Below are 12,639 nucleotides of genomic sequence, written 5' to 3'. Positions count from 1 at the left end.
CTTTAAGTAGCAACAGTCAGTTAAATCAACCACTTACATTGCAACGCCAGTGAAACACATTATAGAGGCCAAAGCCCTGGCGACCACCCCGCAAGCCCAAACCGTTTGCATTGATGAAAACAGTGCGGGTCAGCGCCTTGACAATTATTTGATACGTGTTTTCAAGGGCGTGCCCAAAACCCGTGTCTACCGCATGATTCGCAGTGGTGAAGTGCGGGTCAACAAAGGCCGTGTCAGTGCGGATGACCGGCTGGCAGAAGGTGACCTGGTGCGCTTGCCCCCGGTGCGCATTTCAGAGCGTGTGCTCGAAAAAAGCCAAGCCATGCAAGCGCAGGTCGCGCGGGCTGCGCCAGCGCGAGAATTTGCGGTATTGCTGGAAGACGATCACCTGTTGGTGATCAACAAACCCGCCGGGGTGGCGGTGCATGGGGGATCTGGGGTGAGCTTTGGCGTGATTGAACAATTGCGCATGGCGCGTCCGCAAGCCAAATTTTTGGAGCTGGTGCATCGGCTTGACCGTGAAACCAGTGGGATTTTGCTGGTAGCTAAAAAGCGCAGCGCGTTGAAAAATCTGCAAGACCAGTTTCGGGAGCGTCAAACCGGTAAAACTTACCTTGCCATGGTGCGGGGGCTGTGGCCGGCCAAACTCAAGGTGTTAGACAAGCCTTTGTATAAATATGAGCTTGATGCCAGCACCGCGCAAGCTGGCGAACGACGGGTGCGAGTGGTCTCCCGCGATGACCCTCACGGCATGCCTTCTGTGACTTTGGTGCGGGTGCGTGCGCAGCTTGCGTTGGGCTCGCTGCTAGAGGTGACCATCAAGACCGGACGCACGCATCAAATTCGGGTGCATTTGGCCAGCGAAGGTTTCCCGATTTTGGGGGACGACAAATATGGCGACTTTGACTTGAACAAATCTCTGGCGCGCGCGACTGGCAGCGCAGGCCTCAAGCGCATGTTTTTGCATGCCTGGCGTTTGCAATTCAATCACCCGGCCACCGGCGAAAGACTTGAAGTGCTGGCAGATTTGCCGCCGGAGTTGGCTCATTTTGCTCAATGAATGTCGGCTGTGTCAGACCTACCCTTACCCCACAATTTGACCGAGCCTGCGCTAGATCACCTGCCACCAGATGTGTTTTTGCGACTCAGTGCCGCGGTCGATCACATGCCGGCTTTTCCCAAAAGTGTGGAACAAATATTGACACTCACCCGAAACGTGGCGTGTTCGGCCAAAGATTTGGTGCAAGTGATCAACCGCGACCCGGTGATCACCGTCAAAGTGTTGCGAGTGGTGAACTCAGCCTATTACGGTTTGGCCAAGCAAATCACCTCGGTTGATCATGCGGTGGTTTTTTTGGGCTTCAATACCATCAAAAACTTGGCTTTGAGTCTGGCTGCCGTGGGCATGTTGCCCAACAAAACATTGTCCGGTTTTGATGGGCAGCGCTATTTGATGCACTCCATGGCCACGGCTACTTTGGCACGTCAGTTGGCCAAGCGTTTGCCTGGCGCAGATGCCAATGATTGCTTTATTGCCGGGTTGCTGCATGATTTTGGCAAAGTGGTGGTGGCGCAATTCATGCCCACTGAGTTTCGCAAGGCCATGGAATTGAGTTTGTGGCGCAATCTGCCCTTGCATCAGGCCATGCACGAGGTCATGGGCGTAGACCATGCCCATGTGGGTGCCATGCTGGCTGAAAAATGGCACTTTGCCGAAGACTTGGTGCAAACCATTCGCTTTCAACACACACCCAGTCAATCAGATACGCCCATGATGGCCTCGGTGGTGGCGGCCAACCAACTCAGTAAATTGATGGGTTACGAATTTGGCGGCTGGCTGGTCATTGAAGAATTGCCAGAGTCTGTAGCGCAGCGGCTGGGCGGTAAACTTGAAAGCGTCAAGGCCAGTTTGGGTGATTTGGGTCCCCTGCTCAATGAAGCCCATGTGTTTTCATACCTGTAAAACGCCTTAGGATGTGGTTATCAATATCATCTGCATGACTTAAACGGTAAAAACCATGACCGAACCTCTTGAGCCCGGTTTCTCTGTGGATGCATCGGCTTCAATTTTGTGTGTCGATGATGAGCCCAGCATCTTGTCTGCCCTGCGGCGCTTGTTTCGCGCCAAAGGTTTGGCGGTGCAAGTGGCGCAAAGTGGCCAAGCGGCCCTGGCGCTGATGCAAACCCAAAATTTTGATCTGGTGATCTCAGACATGCGCATGCCTGAGATGGATGGTGTGGCATTTTTGGAGCAAGTCCGGCTGCACTGGCCAGACACCATGCGTTTGTTGCTGACCGGTTATGCCGACATCAACGCCGTGATGGGCGCCATCAACAAAGGCGAAATTTACCGCTACATTGCCAAGCCCTGGGACGATAACGACATCTTTCTGGTGGTGCGTGGTGCGCTGCAACACCATGTTCTTGAGCTTGAACAAAAGCGCCTGCAAGCCTTGGTGCAATTGCAAAACGAAGAGCTCAAAGCCATGAACGACAGTCTGGAGGTGCGCGTTCATACCCGTACCCAGGAACTGCGCCAGGCCAATGAGCGCATGCGCAACAACTTCATCACTTCCATCAAAGTTTTTACCTCGTTGATTGAGTTGCGCCATTCCAACCTGGCAGGCCATGCACGGCGGGTGGCCGACATGGCCAGAAAAATTGCCACACACATGGGCTTGGACGCCAAGCAGGGCCAAGAGATTTTTGTGGCGGGTTTGTTGCACGAGGTGGGCAAGGTGGGGTTTGCCGATGAACTGCTCAGCACGCCAGTGGTCATGCTCAACACCCGTCAACTGGAGGTGTTTCGCACCTACCCAGGCATTGCGGAAACCATTTTGATGCCGCTTGAAGAGCTCAAAGGGGCGGTTGAAATCATCAAAAACCACCTGGAGCGTTTTGATGGTGGCGGTTACCCGCACCAGTTGGTGGGGGAGCATATTCCATTGGGTTCGCGGATATTGTCTGTGGCGAGCGAATTTGACAGCTTGCAACTGGGGTTGATTGGTCAGCGCAAACTCGATGCGCGCCAGGCGCAAGATGTGATTTTGCAAGGCAGTGGCCGGCGCTTTGACCCTGCTGTGGTGGATGCCTTTGTGGTGTTGCGTGGAGGCAAGTCGCGGGAACAGTTGCGCAGTGAAAAACATGTCGAACGCAGCGTCAGCTCGCGCGATCTGGTGCCTGGCATGGTGCTCTCACGTGACATGATCACGCCCAGCGGGCTGCTCATGCTGACCGCGGGTCATGTGCTTGACGACATGGTGATCCGCAAAATCATCGACTTTGAACGCTCTAGCGAACTTAAACTGGCGGCAGAAGTCTGGCAAGACCCCCAAACCTGACCCTTTTTAAAGCGTATTCCCTTTTGGAATACTCTCACTGAACGGAGGCATCATGAAACTGATGGCTTGGACACCGAATTTTGAAACTGGTTTGGAGTTGGTTGATGCCCAACACCATGGGCTGGTGGACATGGTCAACCAAGCAGCGCCGCATTTGGCGCTCAATGATGAGCTGGCCAAGCGTTCTGTGGGGCCTTTGCTTGACAATTTGACGCGCTACGCTGCGGTGCATTTTCGCGACGAAGAACGACTCATGGCGCACCACCATTTGGCACGTGACTACCTGGTGCATCACCATCAATCGCACCAGAATTTTGTCGACGAATTGACGCAAATGCGGCAGCAATATGAACAAGAAGGCACCCTGTCAGGCCAGGAGTTGCTACGCTTTTTAAGCAGTTGGCTCACTTTTCATATTTTGGAGGAAGACCAGCGCATCCCCCGTCAAATGGCCGCCATGGCCACCGGTATGACCGCTGAGCAGGCTTATGAGCAGGTGAATCAGCCGCAAGACAATGCCCAGGCGGTCTACCACCAGTCATTGCTTGAACTCTTTACCTTGCTGTCTGAGCGCAATCAAAAACTGGTGCAGGCCAATGCAGCAGTGCACAAAAGCCAGGCCGAACTCCAAGCAGTCAACGCCTCTTTGGAGCAGCGGGTGCAAGAGCGCACCGCCGAGCTGCAAGCCTCTGTGGCGCAACTCAAGCTGACGCAAAGCCAGTTGCTGCAAGCCGAAAAAATGGCTGCCGTTGGCCAACTGGCTGCAGGCGTGGCGCATGAGATCAACAACCCGGTGGGCTTTGTCACCTCCAACCTGGGCACGCTCTCTGGCTACATTGAACAACTGTTTGGGCTGATTCAAACCCTGCAAACTGCAGCTGCGGCATTGCCCCCAGAGCAGGTGCATGCGGTGCAAGCGGCGTGTGAAAAAATTGACCTGAACTACCTGCGTGAAGACATTCCCTCACTGTTGACCGAAACCCAAGAAGGCTTGGCACGGGTCAAGCGCATCGTGTCTGACTTGCGCGACTTTTCCCACTCTGATGAGGGGCAGTGGGCACCCGTTGACCTCAACCATGTGCTGGAAAGTGCCCTGAACGTGGCCAACAATGAAATCAAATACAAGGCCAAGGTGGTGAAAGCGCTGCAACCGTTGCCCCCGGTGACGTGCATTGCGGCTCAAATCAACCAGGTGTTGGTCAATATGCTGGTCAACGCTGCCCAGTCCATCGAGACCCAGGGCGTGATCACGGTGCGTACCGGCGCGCAACCCGACAGCGTGTGGCTAGAAATAAGTGACACTGGTTGCGGCATGACAGAAGATGTCAAGAAGCGCATTTTTGAGCCCTTCTACACCACCAAACCGGTCGGCAAAGGCACTGGTTTAGGCTTGTCAATCACCTGGGAAATCATCAACCGTCACCATGGCCAACTCAGCGTCAACAGCACGCCTGACCAGGGCACCACCTTCCGTATCACCTTGCCCATCAAAGCTGTCAGTACGTGATGTGGCGACTCGTGCGCATGGTCAAGATCAAAACCCCGGGCGATTTCTGGGGTGGTCTGGCCTCCATGTTGGTGGCCTTGCCGGCCTCGGTGGCGTTTGGCGTCACGGTGTACTCAGCCATCAGCCCCCACTATGCGGTGTTTGGTGCGCTCGCTGGGGTGCTGGGAGCGGCCACGCTAGGCATCATCGCCCCCACCTTGGGCGGCACAGACCGGTTGATCAGTGCCCCATGCGCGCCTGCCGCAGCGGTGTTGTCTGCTTTTGCCATGGCCTGGGTGGCGCAAGGTGTGCCTGCCACCCAGGTGCTGCTGTTGTTGACCGTGTTGGGCATGTTGGCTGGGCTGATTCAGCTCGGCATTGGCTTGGTGGGGCTGGGCAAGCTCATCAAGTTCATCCCTTACACCGTGGTCAGTGGCTACCTCAGTGGTGTGGGGCTGATCATCATGGGCAGTCAAATGCCGCACGTTCTGGGGGTTGATGCAGCGCTGCCCTGGTGGCAAGCCTTGTGGTCGCCCGCATTGTGGGACGTGCGCAGTTTGGTGGTGGCGTTGGCAACGGTGTTGACCGGTGTGCTGGCAGCCAAATTCATCCAAGCGGTGCCCAGTACGATTTTGGGCTTTATGGCTGGACTACTTGCTTACTTTGGCTTGGCCCACTTTGATGCAACCATGCTTGAGCTAAACGACAACCCGTTGGTGCTGGGTGCCTTGACGGCCACCGGTGACGGCTACCTGAAAACCATCATGGGGCGCTGGCAAGACATGGGTGAACTCAAGCTCAGCCAGGTGGCGGCGTTGGTCAGTGGGGCTTTGACGCTGGCGGTGCTGCTGTCCATCGACACCCTGAAAACCTGTGTGGTGATGGATCAAAAAAATCGCTCCCGGCACGACCCCAACCGTGAGCTGATGGCGCAGGGCTTGGCCAACCTCACGGCTTCTGGCATAGGCGGCATGCCAGGCGCTGGCACCATGGGCGCCACCATGGTGAACCTGTCCAGTGGTGCGCAAACCCGTGTGTCTGGCATGGTGGAAGGTGTGCTGGTGCTGGTGGCGGGCTTGTTGCTGGGCAACTTCATGGCCTGGATTCCAGTGGCTGCGTTGGCGGGCATCTTGATGGTGGTGGGCTGGCGCATGATTGACCTGGAGCCGCTGCACTTTCTGGAATCCAAAGCCACCGTGTTTGATTTTTTGGTGGTGCTGGTGGTGGTGGGCTGCGCCTTGACGGTGGGGCTGATTGCGGCCTCTGCCGCCGGGGTGGCGTTGTCGATTTTGTTGTTTGTGCGCGAGCAAGTGGGGGGCTCGGTGGTACGGCGCAAAACCTTTGTCAACCAACGCTCATCGACATGGTGTCGGCCTGAATCTGAAATGCGGCTGATTGCTGAAAAAGGCGACACAGCGGTGATTTTTGAGCTTCAGGGCAGCTTGTTTTTTGGCACCAGCTACGAGCTTTACGCCCTGCTGGAGCCCGAGATCAAAACCCGAGACTACGTGGTGCTTGACATGCGCTGGGTGCAAGCGGTTGACATCACCGCCGCACACATGCTGAGCCAGGTGCGCGATACCCTGCGCGAGCGCGGCTTGCCCCTGCTGCTTAGCCATGTACGCGAGCAGCTGCCCAATGGGCACAACCTGGTCGCGTTTCTGACTCAAACTGGCTTGCTGGGGCCCGCCAGTGGCGTGCAAGTGTTTGACACCCTTGAAGATGCCATTGAGTGGATTGAAGACCAGCTGGTGGGCCACATGGACAGCGCCCACACCGAAGAAGTGCCTTTGAAATTGGCTGAAATGGACTTGTTTCAAGGCCGCAAAGACGACACCCTGGCTGACCTGGAGGCGCACATGCACCAGCGCAGCGTCAAAGCCGGTGAAGCGGTCTACCGCTTGGGCGACCCGCAGCGTGAACTTTATTTGATCCAACGCGGCACGGTGCGCATCATGGCGCCCATCAGTGGCAGCCGCCAGTTGCACCACATTGCCAGCTTTGGGCGTGGCGATTTTTTTGGTGGGCTGGCTTTTTTGGATGACCGGGTGCGCAGTGACACCGCCCTGGCCAGCACCGACACCGACCTGTATGTGCTGCCGCTTGACCAATTCAACCGGCTGGCCGAAGAGCACAAAAAACTCGCCCTGATTTTGATGACCGCCATTTCTCGCACCCTGGCACAGCGCTTGCGCCATGCCGACGGTGAACGCACCTTGCTCCATGTCTGAACCGAGATAATCCATTAGGCGCACCTACGGTGCTGCTTGGGTGTCAGCGGCGCATTTGCGGCCATTTTTGTCCCTCTTTGTCGCCTGTAGCTACGGCTACAGGCTCCGCAGTCGGGGCAAAACTCGCTCGCAACTGCACTCGCTGCCATCCCAAGCCCTAATGAATTTTCTCGGTTAAAAGGAACACTTCGTATGTTTGAAGCTGCCGAAATTGGCCACAACATCAGCAAAGCGGCATACCGCGAGGCGGTGCCAGATTTGCGCGCTGCCTTATTGGAAGCCCAGGTGAATTTGTTTGAGCAGCACAAAACGCCGGTCTTGGTGCTGGTCAGCGGCCAAGACGGCGCCGGCAAGGGCGAGACCATCAATGTGCTCTACGAGTGGATGGACCCACGCTTTCTCTCGACGCTGGCCTTTTCCCCGCCCAATGACGAAGAACGCGCCCACCCGCCCATGTGGCGCTATTGGCGCAGCCTGCCACCCAAGGGGCGGATCGGTATTTTTGCGGGCTCCTGGTATTCGGATCCGATTCATGATCGCATTGAAGGGCTGATCTCGGTCAAAGAGCTTGATGCTCGCGCCCAGCAAATCAACCGCTTTGAAGAAATGCTGGTCAACGAAGGCGCGCTGGTGCTTAAATTTTGGTTTCACCTGACCAAAGACGGCCAAAAGCAGCGCCTCAAAGCGCTCTCTGAAGACCCCCATACCGCCTGGCGTGTGACCCAATGGAACTGGGATCGCCTCAAAACCTACGACCAATTGCAAGACGTGGCCGGGCACTTGCTGCGTGTCACCAACACCGCTGCGGCACCCTGGGTGGTGGTGGAGGGCACCGATGACCGCTACCGCTCGCTGACCGTGGGGCAAGTGTTGCTCAAAGCCATGCAAACCAAATTGGCCGAAGTGGCACCACCGCGCGCACCCGCTGCGCCCTTGGTGCGGGTTGACATTGATGGCCGCAACGTGCTCTCAGAGCTTGACCTGACGTTGGCGCTGCCCGACAAGGCCTACAAAGACGAGCTGGCGCAGTGGCAAGGCAAGCTCTCAGAGCTGGTGCGCGACGCACGCTTTCAAGGCTGCAGTTTGGTATGTGCTTTTGAAGGAGCCGATGCCGCAGGCAAAGGCGGTGCCATTCGGCGCATTGCGGCGGCGCTCGATGCGCGCCAATACCAGGTCAACCCGGTGGCTGCGCCCACCGAAGAAGAGCGGGCGCAACCGCATTTGTGGCGCTTTTGGCGGCAACTGCCGCGCCACGGGCATGTGGCTATTTTTGACCGCACCTGGTATGGCCGGGTGTTGGTGGAGCGGGTCGAGGGCTTTTGCGCAGAGGCAGACTGGTTGCGTGCTTATGGGGAAATCAACGACTTTGAGCACGAACTGCTGGAGGCCGGCACCATTGTGGTCAAGTTCTGGCTGCAAATCAGCCAGGCCGAGCAGCTCAAGCGTTTCAAAGAGCGTGAGCAAATTGCTTTCAAACGCTTCAAAATCACCCAGGAAGATTGGCGCAACCGCGAAAAATGGCAAGATTACCAACAAGCCATTTGCGACATGGTGGAGCGCACCAGCACCGGCGAAGCCCCTTGGACGCTGGTAGAGGCCAATGACAAAAACTATGCGCGCATCAAAATCCTGCGCACCCTGTGCGAAAAGCTGGAAGCCGCCTTGAGCCAACTGCCCGCAGGCAGCTCACATGCGCTGGTTCAGGCCGCTGACCAAGTGCCAGGGCAAACGTCAAAACCGTCAAAGCGCAAAGCCAAAAAGAGCAAATGACAAGCCAGTGGGTTGGCTCGTTGACAAGTTAACCTCAGCGTTTGGCGCCCAGCGCCAGTGCGGCGGCTTGACTGGCTGCCAGGGCGGTGGCGTCTGGTGCCACTTGGGTCGGCCAGCCTTGCAGGTGCTGTGCGGTCAAGTCGGCCAGCGCGGTGATCCAGGCTGGGTCGTCGTTCAGGCAAGGGATGTAATGAAATTCTTTGCCACCGGCGTGTAAAAACGCCTCGCGCGCCTCTTGGTTGATCTCTTCCAGGGTTTCCAGGCAGTCGCTGGTGAAGGCCGGGCAGATCACATCGACCCGCTTCACGCTGCTTTTGCCCATCTCGATCAAAGTCGGTTCTGTGTAAGGTTCCAACCATTTGGCGCGACCCAGGCGCGACTGAAAAGTCACTTTGAATTGCGCTTTGCTCAAACCCAGTTGCTCAGCCACCAGCCGGGCGGTCTTGAAGCATTCGCAGTGGTACGGGTCGCCCAAATGCAGGGTGCGCTCGGGCACGCCATGAAAGCTCATCACCAGCACATCGGGGCGGCCATGCGCCTGCCAATAGCGCTGCACGGTGTCGGCCAGCGCGGCAATGTAGCGGGCATCGTCATGGTAATGGTTGATGAAACGAAACTCAGGCAGGTTGCGCACTTGGCCTGCCCACTGGTACACCGCATCAAACAAGCTGGCTGTGGTGGTGGCTGAATACTGGGGGTAAGCGGGCAAGATCAACACGCGGGTGGTGCCTGCGGCTTTGAGTGCATCCAGCTGCGAAGCGATGGAGGTGCTGCCGTAGCGCATGGCGTAGCGCACCTGCACGTCGTGGCCGCGCTGTGCCAGCCAGCCTTGCAGCAGCTTGGCTTGCTTTTCGGTCCAGATTTTCAGCGGCGAGCCTTCGGGCAGCCACACCGTGGCGTATTTGGCGGCAGACTTGGCTGGGCGCACGCGCAAGATGATGCCGTGCAAAATCATCAGCCACAGCAAACGCGGTATTTCCACCACGCGCGGGTCGCCCAAAAATTCAGCCAGAAAACGCCGCACCGCCGGGGTGGTGGGCTCGTCGGGCGTGCCCAGGTTGCAGTAAAGCACCGCTGTGCGTGGCGTCTGGCCGTGGGTGAAGGGGGGTTCTTTGGAAAAAGGGGTGGTCAATAAGCTCATGCATGCATTTTCACCGACCCGGTGTGGCGCTTGCAGCTGTGGGGCTGTTGGCGTCGGGGAACACTTGAAAATGCTATATTATAAATAGCTGCTTAAGCTCTATTTATAAGCGCTAGAGGCTAATTTCATTGAGATTTTTTTAGCGCGGGCTTGAGTTGCAGCGTGTCATGGGTGTTGGCGACCACATCTTTCTCAAGAAAGTAGCGCATCAGGTAGCCGCCAATCACGTAGGCGGCGGCCTGGTCGCTGTAATGCGGGTCAAACAGCACGCCACTTTGCCCCACCGGGTTGATGCTTTGTGACTTGCCCACGTTGGCAAAGTCGATGATGCGCCGGGTCGATGGCCCATAGGTCACGGCCCAAGGCGCAGGCCCCATGGGGGCTGACAAGTTGTTCGGCACTTCATGGGAACCCGGTGCCGGGAACGGCCCCACGTTAAACACCCAGTCCAGCGGCTTTTGGGCTGCCAGAGGGTGTGCGTGGGTCAGGGTGTGGGCGTTGCCCCAACCCCAGTCATTGGGGCTGGGACCCAGTGCTTTTTTCAGGTGTACCACGGTGGCTTTCCAGGCGATGCGCACGATGTCTCGGCGGGTTTCGACCTTGTCGGTGTGGATGTTGTCCCACCACGGCGAGGCTTCGTCGTCAGTCAGGCGTGGCAAGGCCAAGTCGAGCGCCCGGGTGCCCAGCAGGTTGGCAAACTGCACCTTGTCCAGCTCATCGGCCATGGCGGCTTGGGTCAGCTCGTAGGCAAACTGGGTGAACACCGTGGGCGGAATGTTGGGGGTGGTGTACTGGCCGTCCCATTGCACCAAGCTGTCAAACACCGAGCGCTCCAGCGGGTCGCGTACCACGTCGCTTAGGTCGGGCATCAGGGGGCTGAGCACGCGCCAAAAGTAGGCGGTTTGGGTGCTGAGCTGCAACGACTCGGTGTTAAGCTGGTTCCACTGAATCTCATCATTGCCCAGCCGGTCTTCCAGGGTTTGGGCGCGGTCATAAGGGTTGTAGTAGCCGGGGATGGGAATGCCGCTGGTGCTGATGGGCTGGTGGTTGGCCGACACAATGTAGCCACGCGCTGGATTTTCTTCTTGCGGGTTGTCGCTGAAGCGGTAAAACCCCAGCTTTTCAGCCTCAAGCTCACCGCCATCCAAAATGAATTGCGGCTTCACATACAGCGGGCGCACCGGCAGCTTGGCCGCCGCCCACCAGCCAATGTCACCAGCTTCATTGGCCCACACCACGTTCAAGCCTGGTGCATGGATTTTGCTTGCGGCGGCACGCGCTTTGGCCAACGTGTTGGCACGGTTGAGGTCGTAAAAGGCTTCCAGGATGGGGTTGTCGGTTTGCAAAAACGTCCACCACATCGACACTGGCGCGTCGCCCAAAGTGTCGCGGAACGCGCTGCTGATGATGGGGCCGTTGGGCGAGCGCTGCAGCTGCAGCTTGACCGGTTTGCCCCCTTTGACCTGGATGGTTTCTTCACTGCTTTCCAGTTCTACCCACTGGCCTTCAAACCACACCTGGTTGGCATCGCGCGGGTTGACTTTTTCGGCAATCAGGTCAATGTCGTCGTTTTGAAACATGGTCAGGCTCCAGCCAAATTGGCTGTTGTGTCCCAGCAAGGCGGATGCATTGAGCGCCTGAAAATTGCCATACAGCTCAAAGCCGGGGGCACTCAAATGTGCTTCGTACCAGACCGCGGGCAATGAAAAACCAATGTGAGGGTCACCCGCCAGCATGGGCTTGCCGCTGGAGGTGCGCTGCCCCGACACGGCCCAGGCGTTGCTGCCTTCAAACAGCGGCACGCTGGCCAGGCGTTGTGCCTCTTGGCTGACTTGCGCCAGTTGGCCAAGCGCTTGCCAGTCGGGCGAGGGCGCACGCATGGCCGCGTTTTGATGGGCTTTGAAACGTTCGCCAAGGGCATCTACAGGTGCTGTCTGGGCAGCACTCAAAACCGCCTCAGGCGGCCTCAAGTGCTGGGGGTTGAGTGCTGTTTTGCCGGCTTTTTGCACCACGCCCTGGGGGTTCCAGTCGAGGTCAAAGATGTTCAAGTAGTCTTCACCCAGTTCATCGCGCACATAGGTCAGCAGGGGCTCGGTCTTGAAGGCGGCGGCAAAGCTGTAGGCCAGGTAGCCCGACACTGCCAGCGTGTCTTGCAGGGTGAACGGGCGTTTGGGAATGCCCAGCAGGTCAAATTCAAAGGGCACCGGGTGGCTGGCCTGAAACTGGTTCACACCATCCAGGTAAGCGGTTTGCGCCAGCACGGCGGGGCTTTGCGGGTCCAGGGCGGCTGCTTGTTGCTGGGCGTGGGCGCGCAAGCCCAGGGTGCGAAACAGCCGGTCTACCTTGACCAGTTTGGGGCCTAGCACTTCGGCCAGCTCACCTTGCGCCAGGCGGCGCACCATTTCCATTTGAAACAAGCGGTCTTGTGCGTGCACATAGCCCAGCGCCCGGTACAGGTCAGCCTCGTTGCCAGCTTTGATGTGGGGAATGCCGTACTCGTCGTAGCGCACCGTGACCGGCGCGCTCAATTGCGTCAAATTGACCTCGCCCGAGCGCTGCGGTTGTTTGGTGGAGATGTACCACAGCCCCGCAGCCGTGGCAGCAAGCAGCAAACCCAGCAGGGTGCCGATGAGAATTTTGAGGACAAGTTTCATGGTGGTGTGGGGCTGA

Annotated in this window: 8 protein-coding genes; 6 read left to right on the top strand and 2 right to left on the bottom strand. The window is 57.6% G+C overall.

Features of this window, described 5'->3' with window-relative positions; translation table 11 throughout:
• Nucleotides 1-49: 49 nt before the first annotated feature.
• From PHT20_RS01365 to pap, 6 genes are all read left to right on the top strand, one after another.
• On the top strand, nucleotides 50-1,060 hold the full coding sequence (locus tag PHT20_RS01365; RefSeq protein ID WP_301019094.1) for an RluA family pseudouridine synthase: 1,011 nt from the start codon (nucleotides 50-52) through the stop codon (nucleotides 1,058-1,060).
• Nucleotides 1,061-1,069: 9 nt separating this feature from the next.
• Nucleotides 1,070-1,963 carry an HDOD domain-containing protein gene (locus PHT20_RS01360; RefSeq protein ID WP_301019093.1) on the top strand — a complete coding sequence of 298 codons (894 nt, stop codon included), beginning with the start codon at nucleotides 1,070-1,072 and terminating at the stop codon, nucleotides 1,961-1,963.
• 55 nt (nucleotides 1,964-2,018) lie between these two features.
• Nucleotides 2,019-3,341, top strand: coding sequence for an HD domain-containing phosphohydrolase (locus tag PHT20_RS01355; RefSeq protein WP_301019092.1), 1,323 nt, complete (start codon nucleotides 2,019-2,021; stop codon nucleotides 3,339-3,341).
• 52 nt (nucleotides 3,342-3,393) lie between these two features.
• The gene (locus PHT20_RS01350; RefSeq protein ID WP_301019091.1) at nucleotides 3,394-4,848 is read left to right on the top strand and encodes a bacteriohemerythrin; all 1,455 of its coding nucleotides are present in this window, start codon (nucleotides 3,394-3,396) and stop codon (nucleotides 4,846-4,848) included.
• Nucleotides 4,848-7,058 carry a SulP family inorganic anion transporter gene (locus tag PHT20_RS01345; RefSeq protein WP_301019136.1) on the top strand — a complete coding sequence of 737 codons (2,211 nt, stop codon included), beginning with the start codon at nucleotides 4,848-4,850 and terminating at the stop codon, nucleotides 7,056-7,058. Before PHT20_RS01350 ends, PHT20_RS01345 begins: the two co-directional genes overlap by 1 nt.
• Nucleotides 7,059-7,250: 192 nt before the next feature.
• Nucleotides 7,251-8,828 (top strand): polyphosphate:AMP phosphotransferase, encoded by a 1,578-nt coding sequence (gene pap, locus PHT20_RS01340; RefSeq protein WP_301019090.1) that lies wholly within the window; start codon nucleotides 7,251-7,253, stop codon nucleotides 8,826-8,828.
• 34 nt (nucleotides 8,829-8,862) lie between these two features.
• Here the strand turns inward: pap and hemH are convergent, their stop codons facing one another.
• Nucleotides 8,863-9,969, bottom strand: a complete 1,107-nt coding sequence (gene hemH, locus PHT20_RS01335; RefSeq protein ID WP_301019089.1) for a ferrochelatase — start codon at nucleotides 9,967-9,969, stop codon at nucleotides 8,863-8,865.
• A gap of 125 nt (nucleotides 9,970-10,094) precedes the next feature.
• On the bottom strand, nucleotides 10,095-12,623 hold the full coding sequence (locus PHT20_RS01330; RefSeq protein ID WP_301019088.1) for a penicillin acylase family protein: 2,529 nt from the start codon (nucleotides 12,621-12,623) through the stop codon (nucleotides 10,095-10,097).
• Nucleotides 12,624-12,639 lie beyond the last annotated feature (16 nt).

The sequence above is a fragment of the Rhodoferax sp. genome (genome assembly GCF_028715765.1).
Taxonomy (GTDB): Bacteria; Pseudomonadota; Gammaproteobacteria; order Burkholderiales; family Burkholderiaceae_C; genus Rhodoferax.
The sequence above is the reverse complement of the archived record's forward strand: the minus strand, read 5'-3'. Positions and strand labels throughout refer to the sequence as shown.

Coding starts and splice junctions, on each gene's coding strand:
- PHT20_RS01355 (WP_301019092.1), top strand. CDS start 2,019: ATGACCGAACCTCTTGAGCCCGGTTTCTCTGTGGATGCATCGGCTTCA.
- PHT20_RS01350 (WP_301019091.1), top strand. CDS start 3,394: ATGAAACTGATGGCTTGGACACCGAATTTTGAAACTGGTTTGGAGTTG.
- PHT20_RS01345 (WP_301019136.1), top strand. CDS start 4,848: ATGTGGCGACTCGTGCGCATGGTCAAGATCAAAACCCCGGGCGATTTC.
- pap (WP_301019090.1), top strand. CDS start 7,251: ATGTTTGAAGCTGCCGAAATTGGCCACAACATCAGCAAAGCGGCATAC.
- hemH (WP_301019089.1), bottom strand. CDS start 9,969: ATGAGCTTATTGACCACCCCTTTTTCCAAAGAACCCCCCTTCACCCAC.
- PHT20_RS01330 (WP_301019088.1), bottom strand. CDS start 12,623: ATGAAACTTGTCCTCAAAATTCTCATCGGCACCCTGCTGGGTTTGCTG.